Source organism: Pseudomonas sp. DC3200b2 (assembly GCF_049895785.1).
GTDB lineage: Bacteria > Pseudomonadota > Gammaproteobacteria > Pseudomonadales > Pseudomonadaceae > Aquipseudomonas > Aquipseudomonas massiliensis.
On the sequence record NZ_JAFCTA010000001.1, the window covers coordinates 474894 to 500937 of the forward strand.

Sequence of the window (26044 nt, forward strand, 5' to 3'; positions counted from 1 at the left end):
ATTCCTTTGAGTCAGAGATGGCCGAAACGGCGGGCCAGGCGAGCCTCGGCCAGGCGCGCGCAGGCATTGAGGGCCCAGCCCACCAGGCCGATCACCAGCATGCCGAACAGCACCTGGTCCATGCGGAAATGCTCGCTGCCGTCGATCAAGGCATTGCCGATGCCTTCACCCGACACCAGCAGGTATTCCGCCCCGATGGTAGCCAGCCAGGCATAGATCAGGCCCAGGTACAGCCCAGTGAAGATCGACGGCAGGGCCGCGGGCAAGCGCACCTGGGTCAGGGTTTGCCATGGGGTGTAGCCGTAGACGCGCGCCACTTCCAGCAGGGTAGGCGGCACCTTGCGCAGACCATCGGCCGTGTTCACTGCCACCGGCACCAGGGCCGCCAGGGAGAGGAACACGACCTTGGCCAGGTCACCCAGGCCGAACCACACGGAAATCAGCGGGATCCAGGCGAACAGTGAAACCTGCTTGAAGGTGTTGAAGCTGGGCGCCAGCAGCCGTTGCGCCCAGGCACTCAGGCCCAGAAGCCCACCCAGCAGCAACCCGCCGGCGGTGCCGATGACGAAGCCGCTGAGGTCCCGCGCCAGGCTGGCGCTCAGGGCCCGGGCCAGGCGGCCGCTGCTCAGTTCGGCCCAGGCGGTACCCAGGACCTGATCCGGCGCCACCAGCAACGGCGAATCGCTCCAGCCCTGGCTGGCCGCCAGCCACCAAAGGGCCACGGCAGCGCCAGGCAGCACCCAGCCACGGTGGCGTCGGGTCGGGGTTGAGACAGCTGACGACAAACCCTTCATGCCGGATGCCCCCTGCCCAGGCGGCGCTCGATCAAGTCCAAACCGCGGTCGATGAACAGGCCCACCGCGCCTACGATCACCACGGCGGCCATGACCAGGTCCAGCTGGAAGAGTTGGCGGCCGTACACGATCAGGTAACCCAGGCCCTCGCTCGAAGCCACCAGCTCCACCACCACCAGGGACAGCCACGCCTTGGTAAAGCCCAGGCGCAGGCCGGTGAACAGCGGTCGCAACGCGGCTGGTAGCACCACCTCGGTCACCAGTTGCCGCCGGCTGAAGCCATACACCCGGCCCACTTCCAGCAGGCGCGGCGGCGCCTGGGTAAAGGCCTGCAAGGTCGCCAGGGTTACCGGTACCAAGGCTGCCTTGGCAATCAGCACATACTTGAGCGGCTCGCCAATGCCGAACAGCAGCAAGGCGAAGGGCAGCCACCCCAGGACGGGAATCTGCACCAGAGCGTTGAAGGTCGGCAGCAGATAATCCCTGGCCGGCGCCCACAGGCCCATCAGTGTGCCAAGCGTCACGCCAAGGCAAGCCCCAAGTACGAAGCCCACCAGCACCCGCTGCAGGCTGGCGCTGGCGTTGAGCCAAAGGTCGCCACTGCGGGCCAGGTCACAGAGGGTTTCCCACACGTAGCGCGGGGGCGGCAATACCTGTTCCGACACCCAGCCCTGAACGCTACCTAGTTGCCACACCGCCAGAAGCACCAAGGGCAATAGCCAAGGCAGCACGTAATCGGCCCCTTGGCGTGGCAGCCGGGGCCAGGCCAGGGTCAGGGGCGGGCCGCGACGCAGTCGCCCCGCAATGGCTTCAGCCCGGCTCATGCGTCACCTCCGCCGGCTTGGAGGGGGCTGGCGCGCTGGCGGTGGCGGCGGCCTCGGCCTGCTTGCCGTCCGGGCCGTAGCCTGTCCAGAACCCTTGCAGCCCCTTGGCTTGTAACGCGGTATTGAGATAACGCGGTTCGAACCAGCCTTGCACCGTCACTGGGCGGCGAATCAGCTTCTGTTCATAGGCTTGGTCGGCAACACCCTGATAGCGCGCCTGCAGGAAACCATCGAGCAGGGGGGACTGGCGCACTTTCAACGACTGCCCCTGATAATCCGCCTCCCAGGAGGCTACAGGCGCGCCGGACTTGGCCCATTCAGCGAACACCGCGGGCTGGTTGGCGCTGTCACTGGCCCAGCGGGCCGCGTCCACCACCGCATTGACCACCTTCTGTACCTGTTCGGGATGCGCCTGCTCATAGGAACTACGCACCACCAGCGCGGTTTGCCGGGTATAGACAGGGTCGTTCTCGCTGTTGTCGTAGATGATGTCCACCAGGCCCTGGTCGCGCAGCTTGAACAGCTCGTAGCCACCGAACCCGGCATCCACGCCCCGCGCCGCCAGGGCAGCCTGGGTGCTGCCGGTGTCCAGGTTGATGACCTTCAGGTCACGCTCGGTCAGGCCTTGGGTCGCCAATACCTTGATCGCCAACAGATGGCCGTTGGTGCCACGGAAGATGGCAACCTTCTTGTCTTTCAGATCCTTGAGATTGTGAATGTCCGAGCCCTTGGGCACCGCCACATAGACGTTGGAGCGGGTGCCGATGGCGGCCAGCAGGCGGGTGTCCAGCCCATTGGCGCGGCCGACCACGCTGGGCAGGTCGCCTTCGTAGGCGAAGTCGATCTGCTGGTTGGACAGCGCTTCGTTCACCGCCGGGCCGGCGCCCTTGAAGAAGAACCACTGCACTTCGGTGCCGCTGCCTTCGAACGCCTTTTCCAGCAACTGCTGATTGCGCGCGATGGACAGGCTGGAACCACCGAAGGTCACCGGGTCGCCACCGCCAGCGCTGGCCACGCCGATGCGCAGCACATCTGCCTGGGCGCCACTGGCAAGGGCCAAGGCCAGCAAGGCGAGCGTGCCGAGGCGGCCGCGTCGTGAAGCGAGGATAGGTGTTGGCATGGGCTGGCCCTCCGTTTACGCCGCCAAGTGCTGTTTGTCGGCTTCGCTCTGGGGCGAGCGGGCGTCCGGGCTGGGTTTGAGCGCGCGGCTGCGCTGGCCGTCAACGCTCACGGGAATGTCCCCAGCGATGGTGGTGCGGCGCACGATGCGCTCGGCGTTGCCGTAGTCATTCACCGCGATGTGCTGGGTGGCGCGGTTGTCCCAGATGGCCACGTCCCCGGCTTGCCAGCGCCAGCGTACGGTGTTGTTCAGGTCGGTGATGCGCTGGTGGAACAGCTGGAACAGCTGCTTGGAGTCGGCCTTGCTCACGCCTTTGAAGTGCTTCACGAAATGGCCCAGTAGCAGGGCACGTTCGCCGGTTTCCGGATGCACATGCACCAGTGGGTGCTCGGTTTCGTATTCGCGCGCGGTGAACTCTTCACGGTAGCGCTTGAGGGCGGCTTCGGCGGCGTGGTTAGGCGCCACATAGTCGTACAGGTTGCTATGCACCGCCCAGAGGGTGTCGGCCAGTTGGCGTAGGGCCGCAGGCAGATCTTCATAGGCGGTGGCGGTGTTGGCCCACACGGTATCGCCGCCGTACGGCGGGATGACCACGCCGCGCAGGATGGAAATCTTCGGGAAGTCGGTGACGAAGGTCACGTCCGTGTGCCAGGAGTTGGCGCGAGACTCCTTGGCATCCAGATTGAGAATGGCCGTGGTATCACTGGCCGAGCGAACGGTGGGATGAGGCACCTGAGCGCCGAACAGCTGGGAGAAGCGTTCCTGCTCTTGGTCGTCCAGAACCTGCTCGCGGAAGAACAACACCTTGTGGCGCAGCAGTGCTTGGTGAATGTCCTTGAATGTAGCTTGATCAAGATCGCCGCTCAGTTGAACGCCAGAGACCTGCGCGCCGAGTTTGCCAGCCACCGGTTGTATGCTTATAGCCATTTCGTCACTCCTGTGTTGGGTGACCCTAGGTTATTTGCATAAAGGGTAAGCGCGCCAAGGCCGATTGCTCATAAGGTTATGGCCCTGGGTGGTTCTATCTTTAGCGCGTTTTTGCACAGCGCAGCCAAGGGCAGGCAACCTCTGTCAGGCTTGACGTTCCTATAAGCCGCCTGGCCGATCTTTGCCTGACCGTATTCAAGGAAAAACCGATGCCCTACCGTCCGCACCGTCGAACCTTCGTCAAGAGCCTGGCCGCCCTGGGTGTAGTAGGCGGCACCGGCCTGTGGCGCCAGCCGGGCTGGGCTTCGTCCCCACCCGGTGCCGGCCTGATCGAATTGAGTGGGCAGGTGTTCGACCTGGTCATAGACGCCACCGCGGTAACCCTAGGCGGCGAGCGCCGCCAGGCGTTGACCATCAATGGCAGCCTGCCCGGTCCCTTGCTGCGCTGGCGGGAAGGCGATACCGTCACGGTGCGGGTGCATAACCGCCTGGCCGAACCCACCTCACTGCATTGGCACGGCATCCTGCTGCCGGCCAACATGGACGGCGTGCCCGGCTTGAGCTTCCATGGCATCGCCCCCGGGGAAACCTTCGAGTACCGTTTCAAGGTGCGTCAGCATGGCACCTACTGGTATCACAGCCATTCGGGCTTTCAGGAGCAGCTCGGTGTCTACGGCCCGCTGGTGATCGAGCCAAGCGTGGCCGAACAGCCTGAAGTGGCAGAGCAGGTATTGATGCTCACCGACTGGACCGACCAGAACCCTGAGCGTATCTATGCCCGCCTCAAGAAAGAGCCCGGCTACTACAACCAGAACCCGCGCACCTTGGGCGACTTCTTTCACGATGCCGGTCAGCAGGGCCTGGGCGCCACCCTGCGCGAGCGCTGGATGTGGGCGCGCATGCGCATGGACCCCACCGACCTGGCGGACGTCAGCGCTCAGGCCTACACCTACCTGGTCAATGGGCAGGCCCCGGATGATAACTTCACTCGCCTGTTCACCCCCGGTGAGCCCTTGCGCCTGCGTTTCATCAACGGCTCGGCCATGACCTACTTCGACGTGCGCATTCCTGGCCTGAAAATGACGGTGATCGCCGCTGACGGCCAGCCGGTAGAACCGGTGGAGGTGGACGAATTCCGCCTTGCCGTGGCCGAAACCCTGGACGTGCTGGTCCGGCCGGACGGCGCCGACGCCTACACGGTCTTCGCCCAGAGCATGGACCGCAGTGGCTATGCCAGGGCCACCCTGGCCAGGCGCGCCGGGCTCGCCGCGCCTGTTCCCGCCCTGGAGGCGCCGGTTGCCCTGGGCATGGCGGACATGGGCATGGAAGGCATGAACCATGGCGCCACGTCCGATAAGACGCACGGCGCCATGGCTGGCATGACGCATGGCGATCACGGCGCCATGTCCGGCATGGCCACGCCCGCCGCGCCCACGCACAAACCCAGCGAGCAAGGCAACCCGCTGGTAGACATGCAGGCCATGGCCCCCAGCCCACGCCTGACGGACCCAGGCATCGGCCTGCGCGACAATGGCCGCCGCGTGCTCACCTACGCAGACTTGCGCAGTACCTTCCCTGACCCGGATGGCCGCGAGCCCAGCCGTACACTCGAGCTGCACCTGACTGGCCACATGGACAAGTTCGTCTGGGCTTTCGACGGCATCAAGGCCAGCGAGGCAGCGCCCATCCGCTTGCGCTACGGCGAGCGCGTACGCATCCTGCTGGTCAACGACACCATGATGGCGCACCCCATCCATCTGCATGGCATGTGGAGCGACCTGGAAGACGAAGACGGGCGTTTCCTGGTGCGCAAGCACACCATCGACGTGCCTCCCGGCACGCGCCGCAGTTATCGGGTCAGCGCCGACGCCCTTGGGCGTTGGGCCTACCACTGTCATATGCTCTATCACATGGAAGCGGGCATGTTCCGCGAGGTACGTGTCGATGAATAAGCTCGCCGCAATGCTCTGCCTGGGCCTCTGGGCAGCCGGCGCCTCGGCTGAAGAAATGCCGGGCATGGACCATGGCACCATGCCAGGAATGGACCACGGCTCGATGAAAGGCATGGATCACAGCGCCATGTCTGGCACCGCTCACACCGGCCAGCCGAGCACCCCGACCCTGCCGCCCGGATTGGCGGCGCCCACCGACGCCGACCGCGCCGCTGCTTTCCCGGACGTGCAAGGTCACGCCCTGGCGGACCGTGACCTGCACGCGTACTGGCTGTTCGATCGCCTGGAATACCAGAAGGCCGATGAGGGCACCGCCCTGGCCTGGGACGCTGAAGGTTGGGTAGGGGGGGATGTGGATCGGCTATGGCTGCGCACCCAGGGAGAGCGCACCAATGGCCATACTGAAAACGCCGAGCTGCAAGCGCTCTATGGCCACGCGGTCAGCCCCTGGTGGACGCTGGTCGGTGGCGTGCGCCAGGACTTCAAGCCTGAATCACCGCAAACCTGGGCGTCCTTCGGTATCCAGGGCGAGCCCTTGGCCGACCTGGATACCGACGCGACCCTGTACCTGGGGGAAAACCGTCAGTCCTCCTTGCGCCTGGAGGGCGACTACGACCTTCCATTGACCAGCTCGCTCATCCTGCAGCCGCGAATGGAGGCCAACTTCTTCAGCCGCAACGACCCTGTGCGCCAGCAAGGCAGCGGCCTTTCAACTCTGGAAGCGGGGCTGCGGCTGCGCTACGAAATCATTCCTGAGATCGCGCCTTACGTTGGGGTGAACTGGACCAAGCGCTACGGCCGCACCGCCGATTATGCGCGCGAAGAGGGCGACGACGCCCAGGAGGCGCGCTTGGTGGTGGGCGTGCGGCTCTGGTACTGAACCGCTTGTCCAATCCCAGACGGCGGGTCAGTGCTTGGTCTGCAGCTCGTAGTAGGTCACGCGGCCGCCTTCGCTGGCATAGCCGCTGTGGTCCAGGGTGTAGTTGCCGGCCTTGAAGAAGAACGAGTACTTCTCCCACTTGCTGTTGAGCGTTACTTGGGTCACCACACCATTGACCGTGGCGGTGACCTTGCCGGCCTTATCCATCTGGATGTTGTAGGTGAACGGCTGGCCCAGGGGCACGTTCTTGTAGGTGTAGATGATCGGTGACTTGTCGTCGCCCGGCTTGGCACGCCAGGTGATGTCCACATTGCCCACGCCCTTGACGAAGCGGTACTGCAACTTGAGCAGGGGCGAGTCGGCATCCTTGGCATGGATCTGCGCCACCACTACCTTGCCCTCGGACGGCACCTGGGTCACGGCCAGCTTGCCGCTGATCGTGTTGGTGCCGCTGTTGTAGCGCCAGTTGCGCTGCTCACCGTTCTTGTAGACCTCGCGCAATTCGCTGCGCGGGTACTTGCTGCTGCCGGACCTCGAACCGGTAACCGGCGTCCACAGGATCAAACCATTGGTGGTGTTCTGGAAATAGGGGTTGGTGAAACCGCTCAGCCTGGCGGCTGCCACTTCCTGGGCGGGCTTGCCAACCGGCAGGATAAGGTCCCAAACGCTAAGGTCGATCATGGGGGCGATCCATAAAGGTAGGAGCCTCCAACACCATGAGAGGAGGCGATACCGGCTTATCTGCCGGTCCCGCGCGGGCTTTATGACCGTTCGGCGGCTAAGCGAACCGTCACGACAGTGGCTTTGTGCCATGTATCATGGTGGTCAGCCCGACTGCCTTTTGGTCGGGGTTGCCGTGAAGGACCTCCATGAACGACCGAACCGCCTCCAGCGAACCTCAGTACAATGCTGAAAGTCGGCGCGCCGACCTGCGTCGCGCAGACCTTGGCCTGCCTACTGCAACCAAGCGCTGGGGGCTGGCCTTGTCTGGCGGGGGTATCCGCAGCGCTACCTTCTCCCTTGGCGTGCTCCAGGCTCTGGCCCGGGCCCAGGCGCCTACTGGCGGCGCGGTAGAGGGCGAGCAAGGCGGCGAGGGCCTCGGGCGGCGGTTATTGGCACGGTTCGACTACCTCTCTACCGTCAGCGGTGGAGGCTACATCGGCGCCTTCTTCACCAGCCTGTTTATCCCGGGCCGTTTGAGCCAGCGGGAAGCGGGGCCGGGCGATGCAGGCCTGCATCCGACGCAAAGCCCTAGAGCAGCCGCGCAACAGGCTTACGCGGTACTGGACTACGAGCCGCCCGAGCGCATTCACTCCTCGGCGGACTACGCGCGAGGCCCTGCTGGGCGAGGCCCCCTAGGGTGGCTACGGGAGAATGGTCGCTACCTGTCCCCAGCCGGCGGTGGCGACCTGTTCTACGTGCTGGCTACTACCCTGCGTAACCTGCTATCGGTGCACTTTGTCATCGGCATGCCACTGCTGGGGCTGTTGGCACTGATGGCGCTGCTCAAGCTGGCGTTGGGCGCCAGCCTTTGGTGGTTGCCCGCTGTCTGGAGTGGCGCGGCCGTACTGCCGCTGTTGGCCGCCTACTGGCTGGCATGTCCGCGTACCAGCCAGCACGAGCCGGTGCGCTTGCTCAACCCCAGCAGCCTGGTCATGACAACAGTGTGCCTGGTGCTGACAGGCAGCGCCTGGGGGGCCGTCGCGATGGGCTGGCCAGTGTCGTTCAGGCTCGGGCTGGCCGCTGGCAGCACAGTGCTGGCGCTGGCTTTGGTCGCCTTCGTGTTCCAGGCGCTGACCCTGCCACATCGGCCGCACAACGACGGCGAAGACAACAGCGTGCGCAATTACCGCATCCAGATGACCCGGGCGCTGGCGCAGCAATTGATGGTGCTGCTGGGCCTGCTGGCCTTGGCCGGGATAGATGGCCTGACTCAGTGGGCCTTCGATGGCATGGCCGGCTTGCAATGGAAGGAGCTCTTCGCCGCCGGGCTAGGCCCGGTGCTGATTGCCCTGGTACGCCAGGTCGCGGCTTTCAGCGACGAAAAAACCCTGCCCGTGTGGGTCGGCAGGTTGCCCGTTGGGCTGATCGCGGGCGGGGTAGGCGCCGCTATCTTCGTTTGCGTGGCGGTGGGCTGGAACCTGCTGGTGCAATGGGTGGCCGCGCAGGCGATTGCCCAAAGCCAGGCAGCCGCCATCGGCAGCCTGTCGGCACTGGCGTTGGCAGCGCTGCTGCTGGCCTTCGCCACAGGCCGCTTCATGGGGTTCATCAACCTGTCTTCCCTGCAAAGCTTCTATGCCAGCCGCCTGGCCCGGGCATATCTGGGCGCGTCCAACGGCCTGCGCTTTCGCTACGCCGGCCAGCGTGGCAACCCCTTGCTCAGCGTCTCGGACGCGATCAAAGGCGATGACCTGCCTCTGGCGGAATTCTATTCAGCCCATTGCGCGCCGCTGCACCTGATCAACGTGACCTTGAACATCACCGTGGACCCGGCCGAACAGCTGGTACAGCGAGACCGCAAGGGCAAGCCACTGTGCGTTGCGCCAGGCATCCCCGGCAATGGGCAGGGGGAGGGCGTCAGCTTCATCCTCGATGGAGTCTACCGCCAGCGCCTGGCGCCCTCGCTTCGTGAGAGCGAGCTCAACCAGCCATTGAGCCTCTCCTATTGGATGGGCACTTCCGGGGCTGCTTTCACCACTGGCCTGGGGCGTGCTACCTGCCTTGGAACATCCCTGGCCATGGGCCTGGCCAATATCCGCCTGGGCACCTGGTGGCCCAGCGCATTCGCCGACCGCAACGCGCGCGGCGGATCGCTGCGGCCCGGCCAGGCACCCCAACGGCGGACCCTGTCCTGGTGGGCGTCGCGCGCCTTCAAGGCGCAGACCTACCTGATGTATGAGTTCACCGCCCATTTCCACGGGTTGCGTCGGGAGTACCAGTACCTGTCCGATGGGGGGCATTTCGAGAACACGGCGGTGTATGAGTTACTGCGAGGCCCCCGCGGCATCGAACTGATCCTGGCTTGCGACAACGGCTGTGATCCCGGCTACCGTTTCGATGACCTGGCCAATCTGATTCGTTTGGCGCGAATCGACCAGGCTGTGGAGCTGGAGGTCGATACGGGCATTGCCAGTCAGGCCGAACTGGCCCCCTATTTCGCCACGCCGGAAAGCTTCGCCACCCCCATCGCCGGCCCGGATCGTCGTTGCGCAGTGCTGCTCAATGCCTTTAGCGTGGACGAAGCCGGTGCCCGTCGTTTCCAGGCTCGCATCCTGGTGCTCAAGCCCCGGGTGATTGCCGGGCTGCCCGCCGATGTCTATAACTACGCCACCCTTAACCCGGCCTTCCCCAACGAAAGCACCGCCGACCAGTTCTTCAACGAGGCGCAGTTCGAAAGCTATCGCCAATTGGGGTTACACATCGGCCAGACCCTGTTCGGCGGCTCGGAAGGGCATCATCCGGTGGCCCAGGCGCTGTGGCGCTACCTGGAAAAACCGCTGTGAGCGCTTCGCCTCGGTAGGCGCTAGCGGCAGCTAGCGAAGCAGGCCCTAAAGATTCAGCAACTGCTGCTTCCTACCGAGCCCTGAAAAGTCCAGCGCTAATCCAGCGCCGCGCTTGTAGCCCAGGGACGTTCAGGCCCGCATAATCGCGCCTTCTTCTTCGAGGCTGGATGAACGCGTTATGCAAGCTGGCAAACCCGTGGACGGCCGGGCCGTTGGGCTGATGACGGTACTCTGTGCGATCTGGGGCTTCCAGCAGGTCACCCTCAAGGCAGCGGCGCCGGATGTGGCGCCGGTCTTTCAACTGGCCCTGCGCTCGGCGGGGGCTGCGGTGCTGGTGCTGCTGCTGATGTATTTGCGGCGCGAACGGCCCACGCCACTTGCGGGGCTGTGGCGGCCGGGCCTGGCGGTGGGGGTGCTTTTCGCCCTGGAGTTTCTCTTGGTCGGGGAGGGGCTGCGCTATACCACGGCCTCCCATATGGTGGTGTTCCTGTACACAGCACCGATTTTCGCGGCCCTGGGGCTGCATTACTTCCTTCCCCATGAACGGCTCAACAGGCTGCAGTGGCTGGGCATCCTGATCGCGTTCGGCGGCACCGCCACGGCCTTCTCCGGAAAACTGGCCGAAAGCACAGGTGGCCACCAGTGGTTCGGGGATCTGCTGGGCGTACTGGGCGCCATCGCCTGGGCGGCCACTACCGTCACCGCCCGTTGCACCCGCCTGGCCCAGACCAGCGCTACCCAGGTGCTGCTGTATCAACTGGTGGGCGCCTTCGTGCTCTTGCTGGCGGCCAGCCTGCTCACCGGCCAGGCTTACTTCAAGCCCACGCCCGTTGCTATTGCCAGCCTGGTATTCCAGGTGCTGGTGGTGTCTTTCGGCAGCTTCCTGATCTGGTTCTGGCTGCTAGGCCACTACCTGGCATCCCGAGTGGGCGTGCTTTCGTTCATGACGCCCCTGTTCGGCGTGGTGTTCGGCGTGGTGCTGCTGGGTGAGCCCCTGGAGCCAGCCTTCATCGTCGGCGCCGCGCTGGTGATGACCGGCATACTATTGGTCAGCGGTCATGGTTACCTCAAGCGTCTAGGACGGCGCTGAGCGGGCCAGCCATCGACCGGACCGAACCGGCCCGGCCTGGGGGGAGTCAGCACTGTATCGACTCGAACAGGGCAATCCCATGCCGCGAACCCTCATCAGCCTCGGCAGCATCAATGCCGACTTCCAGGTGCGCCTGAACCAGGCGCCCGGCAGTCAGGAAACCCTACTGGCCCACGGCCTGCACCGCCTGAGCGGCGGCAAGGCCGCCAATACCGCCTACCTGGGCGCGCTCTTCGGCCACCGTAGCGTGCTGGTGGGCCGGGTTGGCGCGGACGACCTGGCCGACCAGGCCCTGGAGCCTCTGCGCAAGGTGGGGGTTTGCCTGGAGGCAGTGACCCATGCGCCAGGCGCCAGCACGGCGGTTTCGATGATCGCGGTGCCCGCGACCGGCAAGAAGCAGATCATCCTCGCCAATGAGGCCAATGACTGCTGGGATGACATGGCCCGGGAGCGGCTGGTCAATGCGATCAACCATGCAGCGCTACCCGCGCTTCTGGTGCTCGACTATGAAATACCTGCGGCCGTGGTGCGCCTGGCCATCGAAGCGGCAGCTCAGCGTGGCCTGCCGGTGGTACTGGACCCGTCCTTCCCCGAACGCGTAGAGCGCGACCTGATGAGCAAGGTCCGCGCCCTCACGCCCAATGCCGAGGAAGCTGCCGCCCTGCTCGGCATGGCCGTCGACACTGAACAGGAGGCGGGCAAGGCTGCCGAGGCCCTGCGCGAGCTAGGCGCGGCCATTGGCGTGGTCAAGTTGCCCGACGGTGGCTGCGTGCTGGCCTGTGACGATGGCGTCTTCCGGGTGCCAAGCAATGGGCAGCCGGCCGTGGACGCCACCGGGGCGGGCGATGCCTTCACCGGCACCTTCGCCGTTGCCCTGCTCGAAGGCCAGGCACCCCTGGAGGCCGCGCTCTGGGGTAGCGCGGCGGCGAACCTGGCGGTGGCCACCTTCGGCTCGCAACCGGCTTACCAGGGGCGGGAGCCGGTCGAGGCCTTGGCCGAGCGACTGCGCCACGCAGTGACACGCCTGCATGAGTGATATCCGCTTCGACTGCCATGACCCGGCCGACGAACGTCGGCGCGAAGCGCTATTGAGCCTGAGCAATGGGGTGATCAGCCTGCGCGCGAGCGCACCCGAGCGCGCCATTGAGGAGATACCGGCGCCTGGCTACCCCGGGCTGTATCTGGCGGGTTTCTATGACAATGCGCCGCGCTGGGTCAACGGCGAGCGCTGCCAGGTCGAGTCCCTGGTCAATTTGCCGGACCCGCTGGGGCTGAGCCTGTCCCTGGACCGTCACACGTGGTTGGGCACCGATTACAGGGATTACCAGCAAACCTACGACCTGGCCGGCTGCGAACTGCGCCGGGCCTTTACCCTCAACCTTGGCGGCCATCCGCTGCGGATCGAAGAATGCCGCCTGGTCAGCCATGCCGAGCCCGACCTTTTGGCCCTGCGTTGGGAGGTCAGCTGTTGCGAGCCCCCGCCAGGGCTTTGGGTGCGCGCTACCTTGCGGGTACGCGCCAATAGCCTGATCGAGCGCAACCTGGCCTATGAAGGCCGGCGGCTGCGGGCAGTCGCCTGGTGGCAGAGCGAGCAAGGCCATGCCGCCCTGCGAGCCAGTGTGGCGGGCGGCGAAAGCGTGAGTATCGCCACCCATGTGCATACTGGCCAGGCGTCCCTCTGGCAAGGTGTCGCCGAGCAACGAGACGCCTGGCTGACCTGGCCTGTGGAAGGTCCCTTGGTCATCGAGAAACAGGTACGCGTGCGCCGGGGCGCGATGGATCTGGCCAGGTTATGCGACGGCTGGCCCGCCGTGAGTTTCCAGGCGCTGCGCGAAGCTCACCGTCGGGCGTGGCAGCCGTCCTGGACGGCAGGGCGGGTGTGCCTGGAACAGGCCGCCCTGCAACAACCGCTGGATTTTGCCCTTGGGCATATCTTGCAAACCGTTACGCCGCTTAGCCTGGGACATGACCTTGGCTTTCCTGCCCGGGGCTGGCAGGAGGGCTATCAGGGGCAGATCTTCTGGGACGAGCTGTTCGTGTTTCCGTTCCTGGCCAGCCATTTCCCCGAGCGGGCGATCAACCTGTTGGCTTACCGCTACCGCCGCCTGGACGCGGCACGGGCCCGCGCCAGGGAAGCGGGGTTGCGCGGCGCGCTTTTCCCTTGGCGCAGCGCGGCCAGCGGTCACGAGCAGACTCCGCCCTGGTTGTATTACCCGCTGTCCGGCCACTGGGTGAAAGACCCGACCTGGCGGCAATACCATATAGGCGCGGCCATCGCCTACGACGCCTGGCTGCTCTACCTGGCCACCGGGGACCGGGAACTGCTGGCGGGCATGGCCGGTGAAATCGTCCTCGAGGTGGCACGCTGCTGGGCCAGCCTGGCGCGCTGGGACCGAGTGCGCGCCCGCTATGTGATCGAAGGCGTGATCGGCCCGGACGAATACCATAACGGTTACCCTGGGGCCCTCGAAGCCGGCCTGAACAACAACAGTTACACGAACCTCATGGCCGCCTGGACGTTGCAGAAGGGCCTGCAGGTGTTGGGCGAACTGGCGCCCGAGCAGGCTGCCGGATTACGCCAGCGATTGGGCTTGACCGACGAGGAACTGGCCCATTGGGCAGACGTGGGCCGCAGGCTCTATCTTCCGGAATTGAAGCCCGGTGTCCTGGCTCAGTTCGAAGGGTTCGAAGACCTGCTGATGCCGCCGCGTGCCTGGTTCGATGACGAACATCCGCGCCTGGACTGGATGCTCGAGGCTCAGGGGGACCGGGTCGACCATTATCAGATAAGCAAGCAGGCCGACACCCTGATGCTGCTGCATCTGTTCTCACCTCAGGCTATCCGTGAATTGGTCTTGAGCCTAGGCTACGCGGCCCCGCAGGAGAACGGCCGGGAAGCGGTGGCCTATCATCTTTCGCGCATTTCCCACGAATCGAGCCTGTCGCACACCGTTTGCGCGGGCGCCATGGCTCACGTGGACATGGGCCAGTCCTGGCGCTTCTTTGGCCAGTGCCTGGGCACGGATCTGGGCGCCGCCGCGGACAGCGGTACGGTGGAGGGCGTCCATTTGGCGGCAATGTCCGGGGCCCTGGACGTGCTGCAACGTCACTACCTTGGCCTTCGGCCCGCTCTCGATGGCCTGCACCTGTTTCCCGCCATCCCCGATGAACTGGGCCCGGTACGCCTGTGCCTGCAATACCGGGGGCAGTGGCTGGATGTTCATTGGGATGGGCGGGCGCTGCAGGTACGGCTGTGGGAAAGCGCCGGCGCCCCGGTGCGCCTGGTGCATCACTGGGGACATACCTGGCTGAGGCCCGGCGACCCGTGGCAGGCCGAGTATCCGCTGGCCTCAACGCCGCCGTGAGGTGGGACGGGTGCGCAGCGCATCCAACGCCGGGGCATTTTCCCGGGCCCAGGCGTATACCAGTTCGATGGGTTCGACCATCAGGGTGCCCAAGGGCGTAAGGCGGTAGTCCACGGCCGGTGGCACCGTGTCATGGTCTTCGCGCTCGACCAGTCCGCTGGCTTCCAGCTCGCGCAGCGTCTGGATAAGCATCTTGCGGGAAATGCCGGGCAGGCTGCGCTCCAGCACGCCGCTGCGCGCCTCGCCGCCATGCCGGGCCTGCAGGCAGTGCAGCACCATGCTGGTCCATTTGGTGGAAAACAGCTCCAGGACGCGGCGAGGCGCGCAATCCTCGAGCCATTCGTCTTCGTTGCTACCGGGTTGCATGGGGATGGTTACCTTTTGGTGCCGACTTGGATCAAGGGTGGCCCGCCGTTATGGTGGGCGACCGGTTTTGGAAAGAGAGGAACACAACATGGGCAATCATGCACTAGTGGTAGGCGCCAGCGGTATCGTGGGCGGTGCCGTCACCGACCTGCTGGTCGAGCAAGGCTGGACAGTCGCCGGCCTGGCCCGCAAGCCCCAGGCGCGCGAAGGGGTCACTGCCCTGGCCGCGGACCTGCTCGACCCGGCCAGCCTGGCCCAGGCCTTGGCCGGCCAGGCGCCTACTCATGTATTCATTACCACCTGGTCGCGGCAAGCCACCGAGGCGCAGAACATCAAGGTCAACGCGGCCATGGTGCGCAACCTCCTGCAAGCGCTGCGGCCTGCGGGCAGCGTTCGCCACGTGGCCCTGGTGACGGGCCTGAAGCATTACCTCGGCCCCTTCGAGGCTTACGGCAAGGGGACTCTGCCGCAGACACCATTCCGCGAAGAGCAGCCGCGCCTGGATGTGGAGAACTTCTATTACGCCCAGGAAGACGAAGTGTTCGCCGCCGCCGCCCGCGACGGCTTCACCTGGAGCGTGCATCGGCCCCACACCATCACCGGCGTGGCCGTCGGCAATGCCATGAACATGGCCACCACCCTGGCGGTCTATGCCAGTGTCTGTCGTCACACCGGCCGGCCGTTCCGCTTCCCCGGCTCGGCGGTGCAGTGGAACAGCCTCACGGACATGACCGACAGCCATCAGCTGGCCCGGCAACAGCTGTGGGCGGCCACGACTCCCGCGGCGGCCAACGAGGCATTCAATATCGTCAATGGCGATGTGTTCCGCTGGAGCTGGATGTGGTCGCGCCTGGCGGATTGGTTCGGCATCGAGCCGGCGCCTTTCGATGGCACGGTCCAGCCGCTGGAGCAGCAGATGGCCAACGACGCCAGCGTATGGCGGGAGATCGCCCAGCAGCATGGCCTGGCCGAGGCGAACATCGACCGCCTGATTTCGCCATGGCATACCGACGCTGACCTGGGCCGGCCCATCGAGGTGGTGACGGACATGAGCAAAAGCCGCCGCCTGGGTTTCCTGGCCTATCAGCCCAGCGACGATGCGTTCTTCCAGGTGTTCGAGCGGCTGCGTAGCCTGAAGTTGATTCCGTAAAGGCGAAAGTTCTCGGCCACGGGGTGCATTTCATTCATCAGTTGCGCTGAATCCCGCGCTGTTCTCTACAGCCATGCTGATGCCTCGTCGCCGGGATCCAGCCAGATCGCGTCCCATAAGGGGTAGTCTCCTACTCGGCGCACGAGCCCCGCCCTCAATGGGTTGGCAATGATGTACCGAGCAGTTGCCTGAAGAGATTCGGATCGGCGCAGTGCATGGTCATGAAACCCCTTTTGCCACACCGGTCCTGAACGGCCCAGGGCGCGGTTGATGGCAAGCGCGGAGCGCACCTTGACTCGCTGTATTACCCGAGCGAGGTGAGAATGGCGCAGAACGAACAGCCAATGGAGATGATCCGGCATGACGACCCAGGCCAGGCTGGTGGCTTGCCCGGCATCGTGAAGGCCTTTCAATTCCCGGCACACCAGGCGCCCGAGCTTCCAGCATGTGAACAAAGGCTTTCGTTCATGTGTTGCGGTGGTGATCAGATAAACATGGCCTGCTTCGCTTAGTCGTCCCTTTCTCAAATCGCTGCTTCGGTATCGCTTCATCGTTGGCCTCCCTGCCAAAGCCAGCAGGCTACTCGATCAAGGCACTTTAGCGGGGGCGACTGTGTCGCTGGATATGACCGTTGGGTAAGTTCGTCAGCTGCGCTGACTCCTACCGGCGAAGGGCTTGGAGGTTGTCGGCCGCTGTTCGGTGGGAGCTAGCGGCAGCTAGCGAAAGGTTGATGTGGTCCAACAGCTGTTCGTCAGCTGCGCTAGCGGCAGCTGGCGAAAGATTCGTCTGTTGAGTGCTTAGAGCGTCCATTTCAAGGTAAACATCAGGTTCCGGGGGTCGCCATAGACGCCGCTGCCGGTGCTGCCCGGAATGCCTTGCCAGTAGCGTTTGTCGAATACGTTATTGAAGTTCACCCGCCCGTCCCAGTGCTTGTTGAACTTGTACCCAGCCATCAGCCCCACCACGGCATAGGCGTCCTGCTCCGAATGGCCCGTGCCGACGCGGTTGTAGGTTCTGCTTTGCGCCAGCACATTGCCCCCCACGCGCCACTGGTCCAGTTCGCCGGTGAGGTGATAGGTAGTGGCGAGCTTGAGCAAGTGCTTGGGTTGTATCGGGGCGAACAGGTCGCCTTTGTTGTAGGTGCGGTCTTTGACGTACTGGCTCAGTACCAGGGTATAGGCCGCGCTGAAATCCCAATTCGGTGTGAGCGCGCCGGTCAGCTCGGAGTCAATACCCCGGCTGCGGACTTCGCCGGCCGCGTCGTAGCAGGTGCGGTTCTGGTTCTTGCAACTGATCGGTTGTTCCACCAGGGCATAGGCGCGGTTCTGTTGGGTCATGTCGAATAGCGCCATCGAAGCATTGAGCGCGCCTTCGAAGTACTCACCCTTGAGCCCCAGCTCGTAGCTTTCGCCGGTCATGGGTTCCAGCGGGCTGTTGCCCACGTCTGCCTCGGTCTGTGGCTTGAAGATCTCGGTATAACTGGCGTACACCGAATAGGTATCATCCAGGTCATAGATCACCCCTGCGTAGGGTGTGAATTCCTGGGTGATCTTGTAACCGCCGCCAGCGGAGCGGTTGTCGTAGTCGTACCAGGTCATCCGGCCACCCAGGATCACATGCAGAGGGTCGATGGGGTTGAAGCGCACGGCGGCGTAGGCGGCCTCCTCGGTGGCCGTGTTCATGTTCTGGTAAGGGGTGCGCGCGCCTGGGGACGGCCTGGGGATGACATTCGGGTCGAAGCGATAGAGATCGATGGGGGTTGAAGCCCAGAAGCCGCCTTTCTGGTCGAACTTCTCCTGACGCCGGCTCACGCCGAACGTGAAATCATGTTCGCGGCCCCCCAGCTGGAAACGTCCGGACAAGGCGCCGTCCAGGTTGGTCTGCACATCGGTGGTGTCGTACTGCCCGGCTGCCTGGCCATAGCTTTTTTTGTCCTGGCCCAGGGTCAGGTAATTGGAAAACATGTCCGACTCTCCCCACACCCGGCTGGCGGCGAGCTTGAGCGTCCAGTCGTTGTCGAAGCGGTGGGTAAGGTCGGTAAAAGCGGTAATGACATCCCGGTCCCAGTACGCCCAGTCGTTGCTCAGAAAGGTCGAGCGCGGCAGGTGCAGGTCTTCCCCATTGGGCCCTGACGGCAGGCTACCCCAGTCGGATACCGCGTCGTCGCGTTGCTTGGAGGCGCCCAGGCTCAAGGTGGTGGCGTCGCTCAAATCCGCTTCGACAATGCCGTAGAAGGTCTGCCGCTCTTTCTCGCGCTCATCCACGAAGCTGTCGTTGGTCTCATACGCAGTGACGATACGGCCGCGCAGCGTGCCGCTTTCGTTGAGCTTGTTGGAGGCGTCCAGTTGCAGGCGATAACGGTCCCAACTGCCCGCGCTGCTGGTGATGCTGACCTGGGGTGTGGCGGTGGGGCGTTTGCGCACCAGGTTCAAGGTGGCCGAAGGGCTGCCTGTTCCGCTCATCAGGCCGGTAGCGCCGCGTACCACCTCGACCCGGTCATAGATGGCGAGGTCGGCGCCACTGAGGGTATCCAGAGTGAACGTACTGACGGTAGTGGGCAGCCCGTCGTACATCAGGTTGTCGATCACGAAGCCGCGGGCGAGAAACTGCTGGCGGTCCGAACCGAACTTGCGTAGCTGGATGCCAGGGGCGTACCTGACCACGTCATAGAGGTCGTTCATGCCCTGGTCGTCCATGCGCTGACGGGTGACCACGCTGACCGACTGAGGCGTTTCGCGAACCGACAGCGGCAGCTTGGTGGCGGTGTTCATGCTGCCCGTGGTGTAGGACCCTGTGCCTTCGGTCGCTGCAGAGTCGCTGGTGATCACAGCCGGCGCCTTGGCGGACACTTCGATGGTGCCCAGGTCGATCTGGTTCTGGTCCGCGGCGGTGGCCGCCTGGGCCTGGCCGACGGTCAATAGAGAAACAAAGAGCGCCACGGGGCGCAAAGCAGGGTAGGTCATGACAAGGTCCTGTCCAGAGGCCGAGCGCAAGCGTGCGCGCCGACTTGGCGCGGTGTCGTTCAGTCAGGTCGCTGAGGGCTTGCGAGGCCCCGCATCGGTGCGGGGCGAGGGGAGGCTAGAGCAGAACGTATCTGAATGTAAATAATAATTTATCGCATTCGTTACGTATTATCGTTATTAATTGTTACATGAATTGAACCTGACCGTGCCGCCTGCCACAACCGCGCAATGTCCGCCGCGCGCTCCCGAAGCAGGCGCGGGGCTTCGGCGCAGGCCTGCTCCAGGGGCATCGGGCCGGCGGGGAGGGCGAAGGCGGCGCTCACCCCGTGCTGATACATCTGTTGGTAGCCCTCGCCCAAGGTGCCAGCGATCACTACCACTGGAACCTGCCAACCCTGGGCTATGCGGGCTACGCCGAAAGGCGTTTTACCGCGCAGTGTCTGGGCGTCGAAGCGGCCTTCGCCGGTGACCACCAAGTGCGCATCACGCACCGCCTCGTCCAGGCCGACCAGCTCGGCCACCACGTCCACGCCGGCACGGAACCGTGCGCCAAGAAACGCCTTGGCCGCGAAGCCTAGCCCTCCGGCGGCCCCGCTGCCCGGCTCGTTACGTACATCCCGTGGCAGCACCTGGGCGCAGAGGTCGGCATAGTGCGTCAAGGCGGCATCCAGCTGTGCCACCTGCTCGGGGCTGGCGCCTTTCTGCGGGCCGAAGACAGCCGAGGCGCCCTGTGTGCCGCAGAGAGGATTGTTCACGTCCGCGGCGATTTCGAAACGTACCTGGGCCAGGCGAGGGTCCAGGTTTTCCAGGGCAATGCTGGCCAGGCGGGCCAAGGCCAGGCCACCCGGCGGCAGTGTGTTGCCGTCGCTATCGCGCATGGCCAGCCCCAAGGCCTGCAGGGCCCCGGTACCGCCGTCATTGGTGGCGCTGCCGCCGATGGCCAGGATGATGCGCTCGGCACCGGCGTCGAGCGCGGCGCGAATCAACTCGCCCGTGCCGTAGGTGCTGGAGTTGCAGGCGTCGCGCAGGGCCAGGGGTACCAACTGCAAGCCGCTGGCCTCGGCCATTTCGATGATGGCGGTGCGGCCTTGGGCCAGCCAGCCCCAGCGTGCCGACACCAACTCCCCCAGCGGCCCGCGCACGGCCTGACGACGCCATTGGCCATTGCAGGCCGCCAGCACCGCGGCGACCGTTCCTTCGCCACCGTCGGCCATGGGGCACTGCACCACCTGGGCCTGCGGCCACACCTCGGCCAAGCCTTCGGCGATGGCCGCGGCCACCTCGGCGGCACCGAGGCTGTCCTTGAACGAGTCGGGGGCGATGACGATCTTCATGAGCGGTCTCCTGTCTTTATGTCAGCCATGCTGCCAGTTGCCTGGGCCGAACACGCCGGTCAGGTGCACAAGCGAGGGCCGCACGTGTTGTTCATTTGTCCAAAACAGGGGGCAGTAATTGCATACCCAGGTAAAGGCTCAGCATGCCGCTCAGGCTCGAAGGGTCCAGGCCGCTGGCCTGAGCAATGCGCTCCATGCGATAGCGCAGACTGTTGCGATGAATGCCCAGGGCCTGGGCGCAGGCCTGACTTTGGCCGTCCAACTCACACCAGGCCTGCAGGGTGGCCAGCAATTGCCCGTTCGTGTCTTCGGCTATGATGCGCTGCAGCGGGGCGATCAGGTCCTCCAGGCTGTCTTCATGCCGGTGGCGCCAGAGCAGCGCGGGCAGACGATGGCGGGCCAGCGTCAGCAAGCGGCGGCTGGGCAGCACATCGCGGCCGTAGTTCAGCAGGTCAGCGACATGGCGGCAGCCACGACGCAGCCGGGCCAGGCCATCGGTGGCCTCGCCTACCGCGACCCGGACCGGCGACCACCCCATGCCGTCGAGCTTGGCGAGCAGACGCGTGTTGTCCACGGCTGCCGAAGCCGGCCTGCACCAGAGCAGGGAAGAGGAGGCCGCGCTGACGCACCAGCTATCAGGGTAACGGCTCAGCAGCCAGGCGCCCAAGGCATCCGCGCCTTCACCAGGGCCGAGTTCGAACAGCCAGGGCGTGCGCGCCAATTGCGGCTTGAGGCCTAGCTGGCGCGCTTCGTCCACCAGACGCGGGGTATGGCCATGCTCGCTGAGCAGCAGCGCCAGCAGGGTATCGCAGCGTTGTCGCCGCCACTGCTGTTCGGCTTGCTGATGTCGCTGGCCGACCAGCATTTCCGCGGTCATGCGCACCAGGGCGGCGTAAGTGCGTAGTTGCTGTGGCTCACCGGTGAGCCCGAGCACGCCGATAAGCTGCCCGTCATGCAGCAGGGGCAGGTTGATGCCCGGTTGTACGCCCTTGAGCTGCTGCGCGGTAGGGCCGTCGATTTCCACCACGCGCCCGTTGGCCAATACCAGTTGCGCCCCCTCATGCCGGGTATTGATACGCTCAGGCTCACCGCTGCCTAGAATCAAGCCTTGGCTGTCCATGACGTTCACGTTGTACGGGAGAATAGCCATGGCGCGATCGACGATATCTTGCGCCAGGTCGTGATCGAGTTCGAACATCGAGCGGGTCCTCGTTCAGTGGCACAGCGCGGAAGGAGAAGTCCTGTGCGCCAGCACAAAGACAGCAGATGCCCGGTTGGCTGAGACTCAGCGGGCGATCCCGTAACCACGCATTGCGAAAAAGCATAATAAAGAGAGAACGCCATGTCACAGAGCGCCGCCGCAACGCGGGCCACCGATGATGTCAGGAACAGGGTTTACAACCGCATCACGCTGCGCCTGATTCCCTTCATCTTCGTCTGCTACCTTTTCAATTACCTGGACCGGGTCAACGTTGGCTTCGCCAAGCTGCAGATGCTCGACGACCTGAGGTTCAGCGAAACCGTGTACGGCCTGGGCGCCGGCATCTTCTTCATCGGCTATGTACTGTGCGGAGTGCCCAGCAATCTGGCGCTGAGCCGCTTCGGCCCACGGCGCTGGATCGCCCTGATGATGATCGCCTGGGGCGCGCTGTCCACCTGCCTGCTGTTCGTGACCACGCCTACCCACTTCTACGCCTTGCGCCTGTTCACCGGTGCCGCGGAAGCCGGTTTCTTCCCCGGCGTGGTGCTTTACCTGTCCCAATGGTTTCCCGCGTCCCGGCGGGGCCGGATCATGGCGCTGTTCATGTCGGCCATCCCGGTGTCCGGCCTGCTGGGCAGCCCGCTGTCAGGGTGGATTCTCAACCATTTCTCCGCTGGGCAAGGAGGGCTGGCCGGCTGGCAGTGGATGTTCCTGCTGCAAGGTCTACCCACGGTAGTGCTGGGTGTCATGGCGTATTTCCTGCTCAGTGACAACTTCGCTCATGCGCGGTGGTTGACTGTCAGCGAGCGTGCGGTACTCGAGGCCGACCAGGCCAGCGATCGCGCCAATGCGCCGAAAACCGAGAAAAGCCCCTTGCAGGAAGTGTTCAGGAACCCGGCCATCTGGGCTTTTGGCCTGGTCTATTTCTGCATTCAGAGCGGGGTGTATGCCATCAATTTCTGGCTGCCCTCGATCATCAAGAACCTGGGTTTCGGCGACAACCTGGTGATCGGCTGGTTGAGCGCGATTCCCTATCTTCTGGCCGCGGTGTTCATGCTGTTGGTGGGACGCTCGGCCGACAAACACCGCGAGCGCCGTTGGCACCTGGCCGTGCCCATGCTGATGGGCGCGGTGGGCTTGCTGATCGCGGTTAATTTCCCACAGTCGCCGACCATCGCCATACTCGGTCTGGCCATCGCCACCATGGGCGCGCTCACTGGCCTGCCGATGTTCTGGCCTGTGCCCACGGCCATGCTCAGCGCGGCCGCGGCGGCCGGTGGACTGGCCCTGATCAACTCCATGGGCCAGATGGCCGGCTTCCTTAGCCCCTACGTGGTGGGCTTCGTCAAGGACAGCACTGGCTCCACGGACCTGGCCCTGTATCTGTTGGCCGTGGTGATCGGCGGTGGCAGCCTGCTGGCGCTGCGCATGACCCGCGCCTTGCGGGTTTAGCGAGCGCGAGGGCCTGCCTAACGCCGCGCACGCAGGCGGCCCAGCACCCAGGTAAAGCCGATGGGCACCAGTATCACGCCGATCACGGTGGCGCTGAGCATGCCACCCACCACGCCAACACCGATGGCGCGCTGGCTGGCGGCGCCGGCGCCGCTGGCCAGGGTAAGGGGTACCACGCCGAGGATGAACGCCATGGACGTCATCAGGATCGGGCGCAAGCGCAGCCGCGCCGCCTCCAGCGCAGCCTCCTGAAGCGAGTGGCCCTGGCGCCAGAGGGCCTTGGCGAACTCCACGATCAGAATGGCGTTCTTGGCCGACAGGCCGATGATGGTGATCAGGCCGACCTTGAAATAGAGGTCATTGGGCATGCCCACAACGGTTACGGCCAACACCGCCCCGAGTGCGCCCACGGGTACGATCAGCATGACCGACAGAGGAATGGCCCAGCTTTCATACAGGGCGACCAGCACCAGGAACACTACCAGGCACGCCAGGGCCAGCAACTGGCTGGCTTGTCCACTGGAGATCCGCTCCTGGTAGGACAGGCCTGTCCATTCATAGCCGATGCCCTCGGGCAAACCGGCCAGCAGGGTTTCCAGCTCCGCCATGGCTTGCCCCGTGCTGGCGCCCGGCGCGGCGTCCCCGGCGATCCGTATCGACGGATAGCCGTTGTAGCGGGCGATCTGCACCGGGCCCTGTTCCCAGGCAAGGGTCACAAGAGAACCCAGGGGCACCAGTTGTCCGCTGGCATTGGGGACATGCAGGGCCAGCACTTGCTCGGGCGTCATACGTGACGCGGCTTCGGCCTGCACCACTACCCGTTGTTGGCGCCCTTGATTGGTGAAGTCGTTGAGCATACTGGAGCCGAAGGCGGTGGCCAGGGCATTGCTGACGGAGGCGAAACTCACGCCCAGGGCGAGGGCTTTCTCCCGGTCGACCTTGACCCGAAGTTGGGGGGCGTCGGCCAGGCCTTCGACCATGGCGTAGGCAATTCGAGGATTGCCGTTGGCTTGGGCGAGCAGTTGATCCCGCGCGGCCAGCAGCCGCTCCCGGCCAAGGCCGCCGCGATCCTGCAGGCGCAACGCGAAGCCGCCGGAGTTGCCCAGCCCGTCGATGGGCGGCGGTGTAACCGCCAGGATGGTGCCGTCGCGCACAGCGGCGAAATGCTCGTTGATGGCCGCGGTTTCCGCGCTGGCCGATTGCGCTTCATCGCGCTCGGCCCAGTCCTTGAGCAGCGGGAAGGCCAAGGCGGCGTTCTCACCCATTCCTGAAAAGCTGAAGCCGGTGATCAAAAGGGAGGACTGGATGGCCGGCCGGTTCATCAGAAAAGCCTCCAGGGCTTCGCCGGTGGCATCGGTACGGGCCCGAGTCGCGCCTGGAGGCAGCTGCACATCGACGATCAGGTAGCCTTGGTCTTCCACGGGTACGAAGGATTCGGGCAACCGCAGGTAGCAGTAGGCAAGCGCACCGACCAGCGCCGCATAGAGCAGCATCACCCGGCCGGCCCGTTTGGCCAGGGCGGCATTGAGCCGGGTGTAGCGGCCCTGGGCACGGTCGAACAGCCGATTGAAGGCACCGAACAGCCCGCCTTTGGCCTGGTGGCCGGGGCCGATGGGCTTGAGCAGGGTGGCGCACAGCGCGGGCGTGAAGGTGAGTGCCAGGAAACCGGAAAAAAGGATGGACACCGCCAGAGACAAAGAAAACTGTTGGTAGATGACCCCCACCGAACCCGGCATGAACCCCAACGGCACGAAAACCGCCGCCAGCACCAGGGTGATGCCGACGATAGCGCCGGATACCTGGCCCATGGCCTTGAGCGTGGCATCCCGTGGCGCGAGCCCTTCCTCGGCCATGATCCGCTCCACGTTTTCCACCACCACTATGGCATCGTCCACCAGAATGCCGATGGCCAGCACCATGCCGAACATGGTCATCATGTTCACGGAAAAGCCCAGCAGGTACATGACCGCCAGGGTGCCCAGCAGGCACACCGGCACCACGATGGCGGGAATCAGCGTGTAGCGCAGGTTCTGCAGGAACAGCAGCATCACCAGGAACACCAGCACCAGGGCTTCGCCCAGGGTATGCAGCACCTTGCCGATGGCCACCTCGACGAAGCGGGAGGTGTCATAGGGAATGGCAAAGATCATTTGGCTGGGGAAGCTGGCGGACAGCTCGGTTAGCCGCTGCTTGACCGCGGCGGCGGTCTGGATGGCGTTCGCGCCCGGTGCCAGCTGGATGGCCGCGGCTACGGTGGGCTTGCCATCGAGGCGTGACCCGAAGTTGTAGTCCTGGCTGCCGATGGCGATACGCGCCACGTCTGCCAGCAGCACCCGGGAGCCGTCGGGGTTGGCGCGAAGCAGGATCCGCCCGAAGGCTTCGGGGGTATCCAGGGTACCTTGCACGGCCAAAGTGGCGGTGAGTTCCTGTTCTGGCGTGCCCGGGGCACTGCCGAAACTGCCGGCTGGCACCTGTACGTTCTGCCCGGTGATGGCGGCAGAGACATCGTCGATGGACAGGCCATAACCCACCAGTTTCTGCGGGTCGAGCCATACCCGCATGGCCGCCTCCGAGCCGAAGAACTGCAGCTTGCCCACGCCGGGCACACGGCGCAGCTCATTGTTGATATAGCGCGCGGCGTAATCGGCCAGGGCAGTGGTATCGCTGTTGGCGGCTGCGTTCCTGTCGCTCAGCGCATACACCAGCAGGAAGCCGGCACTGGTCTGTTCCACCTGGATGCCTTGGCTGAGCACGGCCTGGGGCAGGCGCGCCTCGGCCCGGCGCATGCGGTTCTGTACTTCCACCTGGGCCAGCTCTGGCTGGGTACCGGGCACGAAGGTGACTACGGTTTCGCCTACCCCATTGGAGTTGCTGGTGGATTCAAAGTACAGCAGGCCCTTGGCGCCGTTGAGTTCTTCTTCGATAACGCTGGTGACCGAATCCGCCAGCACCGTGGCCGAAGCGCCTGGATAGGTAGTGGTGATGGTGATCTGCGGTGGGGCCACGTTGGGGTATTGGGCCACGGGCAGTTTGGGCAGGGCCAACAACCCCGCCAGGCAGATGAACAAGGCGATGACCCAGGCGAAGTTGGGCCGCTGAATGAAGAAGGTAGGCATGCTGGGT

19 protein-coding genes are annotated in these 26044 nt (G+C 64.7%); 8 read left to right on the forward strand and 11 right to left on the reverse strand.

All coding sequences use genetic code 11. The annotated features are described in order from the left end of the window. Positions 1 to 11: 11 nt before the first annotated feature. Genes ACP691_RS02335 through ACP691_RS02350 form a run of 4 tightly spaced genes read right to left on the reverse strand, consistent with a single transcriptional unit; the run spans position 12 to position 3665 of the window. Positions 12 to 785: an ABC transporter permease gene (locus ACP691_RS02335; protein WP_426150203.1), complete on the reverse strand. Its 774-nt coding sequence runs from the start codon at positions 783 to 785 to the stop codon at positions 12 to 14. A 5-nt stretch (positions 786 to 790) separates the two neighbouring features. Then, the gene (locus ACP691_RS02340; protein WP_426149895.1) at positions 791 to 1618 is read right to left on the reverse strand and encodes an ABC transporter permease; all 828 of its coding nucleotides are present in this window, start codon (positions 1616 to 1618) and stop codon (positions 791 to 793) included. After that, positions 1605 to 2738 carry an ABC transporter substrate-binding protein gene (locus ACP691_RS02345; protein ID WP_426149896.1) on the reverse strand — a complete coding sequence of 378 codons (1134 nt, stop codon included), beginning with the start codon at positions 2736 to 2738 and terminating at the stop codon, positions 1605 to 1607. Before ACP691_RS02345 ends, ACP691_RS02340 begins: the two co-directional genes overlap by 14 nt. A gap of 15 nt (positions 2739 to 2753) precedes the next feature. Then, complete coding sequence (locus ACP691_RS02350) at positions 2754 to 3665, reverse strand: TauD/TfdA dioxygenase family protein (RefSeq protein ID WP_426149897.1); 912 nt, start codon at positions 3663 to 3665, stop codon at positions 2754 to 2756. A 209-nt stretch (positions 3666 to 3874) separates the two neighbouring features. Here ACP691_RS02350 and ACP691_RS02355 point away from each other — a divergent pair, with 209 nt between their 5' ends. Together ACP691_RS02355 and ACP691_RS02360 are read left to right on the forward strand one after the other, a co-directional pair. Then, a complete protein-coding gene (locus ACP691_RS02355; RefSeq protein WP_426149898.1) occupies positions 3875 to 5617 on the forward strand; it encodes a copper resistance system multicopper oxidase in 1743 nt (580 codons plus the stop codon). Next, positions 5610 to 6497, forward strand: a complete 888-nt coding sequence (locus ACP691_RS02360) for a copper resistance protein B (RefSeq protein WP_426149899.1) — start codon at positions 5610 to 5612, stop codon at positions 6495 to 6497. The genes ACP691_RS02355 and ACP691_RS02360 overlap by 8 nt, the downstream gene beginning before the upstream one ends. A 27-nt stretch (positions 6498 to 6524) precedes the next feature. Here the strand turns inward: ACP691_RS02360 and ACP691_RS02365 are convergent, their stop codons facing one another. Further along, on the reverse strand, positions 6525 to 7178 hold the full coding sequence (locus ACP691_RS02365) for a polysaccharide lyase family 7 protein (RefSeq protein WP_426149900.1): 654 nt from the start codon (positions 7176 to 7178) through the stop codon (positions 6525 to 6527). A gap of 188 nt (positions 7179 to 7366) precedes the next feature. Here ACP691_RS02365 and ACP691_RS02370 point away from each other — a divergent pair, with 188 nt between their 5' ends. From ACP691_RS02370 to ACP691_RS02385, 4 genes are all read left to right on the forward strand, one after another. After that, positions 7367 to 10000 carry a hypothetical protein gene (locus tag ACP691_RS02370; RefSeq protein WP_426149901.1) on the forward strand — a complete coding sequence of 878 codons (2634 nt, stop codon included), beginning with the start codon at positions 7367 to 7369 and terminating at the stop codon, positions 9998 to 10000. A gap of 178 nt (positions 10001 to 10178) precedes the next feature. After that, entirely contained in the window at positions 10179 to 11090 is a 912-nt protein-coding gene (locus ACP691_RS02375; protein ID WP_426149902.1) for a DMT family transporter, read from the forward strand. Positions 11091 to 11169: 79 nt separating this feature from the next. Then, positions 11170 to 12126, forward strand: coding sequence for a PfkB family carbohydrate kinase (locus ACP691_RS02380; RefSeq protein ID WP_426149903.1), 957 nt, complete (start codon positions 11170 to 11172; stop codon positions 12124 to 12126). Continuing rightward, positions 12119 to 14455 (forward strand): glycosyl hydrolase family 65 protein, encoded by a 2337-nt coding sequence (locus tag ACP691_RS02385; protein WP_426149904.1) that lies wholly within the window; start codon positions 12119 to 12121, stop codon positions 14453 to 14455. The genes ACP691_RS02380 and ACP691_RS02385 overlap by 8 nt, the downstream gene beginning before the upstream one ends. On the opposite strand, the gene ACP691_RS02390 is transcribed toward ACP691_RS02385, so the two are convergent. Further along, on the reverse strand, positions 14441 to 14821 hold the full coding sequence (locus ACP691_RS02390; RefSeq protein ID WP_040261896.1) for a winged helix-turn-helix transcriptional regulator: 381 nt from the start codon (positions 14819 to 14821) through the stop codon (positions 14441 to 14443). The genes ACP691_RS02385 and ACP691_RS02390 overlap by 15 nt on opposite strands. An 88-nt stretch (positions 14822 to 14909) precedes the next feature. Here ACP691_RS02390 and ACP691_RS02395 point away from each other — a divergent pair, with 88 nt between their 5' ends. Next, positions 14910 to 15971, forward strand: a complete 1062-nt coding sequence (locus ACP691_RS02395) for an SDR family oxidoreductase (protein ID WP_426149905.1) — start codon at positions 14910 to 14912, stop codon at positions 15969 to 15971. Positions 15972 to 16036: 65 nt separating this feature from the next. Here ACP691_RS02395 and ACP691_RS02400 read toward each other — a convergent pair whose 3' ends face one another. From ACP691_RS02400 to ACP691_RS02415, 4 genes are all read right to left on the reverse strand, one after another. Further along, positions 16037 to 16522 carry an REP-associated tyrosine transposase gene (locus ACP691_RS02400; protein WP_426149906.1) on the reverse strand — a complete coding sequence of 162 codons (486 nt, stop codon included), beginning with the start codon at positions 16520 to 16522 and terminating at the stop codon, positions 16037 to 16039. Between the two features lie 246 nt (positions 16523 to 16768). Beyond that, the gene (locus tag ACP691_RS02405; RefSeq protein ID WP_426149907.1) at positions 16769 to 18934 is read right to left on the reverse strand and encodes a TonB-dependent siderophore receptor; all 2166 of its coding nucleotides are present in this window, start codon (positions 18932 to 18934) and stop codon (positions 16769 to 16771) included. Between the two features lie 161 nt (positions 18935 to 19095). Beyond that, positions 19096 to 20268 carry a glycerate kinase gene (locus ACP691_RS02410; RefSeq protein ID WP_426149908.1) on the reverse strand — a complete coding sequence of 391 codons (1173 nt, stop codon included), beginning with the start codon at positions 20266 to 20268 and terminating at the stop codon, positions 19096 to 19098. Positions 20269 to 20359: 91 nt separating this feature from the next. Then, entirely contained in the window at positions 20360 to 21466 is a 1107-nt protein-coding gene (locus ACP691_RS02415) for a sugar diacid recognition domain-containing protein (RefSeq protein ID WP_426149909.1), read from the reverse strand. A gap of 144 nt (positions 21467 to 21610) precedes the next feature. Here ACP691_RS02415 and ACP691_RS02420 point away from each other — a divergent pair, with 144 nt between their 5' ends. Next, positions 21611 to 22921, forward strand: a complete 1311-nt coding sequence (locus ACP691_RS02420; RefSeq protein ID WP_426149910.1) for an MFS transporter — start codon at positions 21611 to 21613, stop codon at positions 22919 to 22921. A gap of 17 nt (positions 22922 to 22938) precedes the next feature. On the opposite strand, the gene ACP691_RS02425 is transcribed toward ACP691_RS02420, so the two are convergent. After that, the gene (locus ACP691_RS02425) at positions 22939 to 26037 is read right to left on the reverse strand and encodes a multidrug efflux RND transporter permease subunit (RefSeq protein ID WP_426149911.1); all 3099 of its coding nucleotides are present in this window, start codon (positions 26035 to 26037) and stop codon (positions 22939 to 22941) included. Between the last annotated feature and the right edge of the window lie 7 nt (positions 26038 to 26044).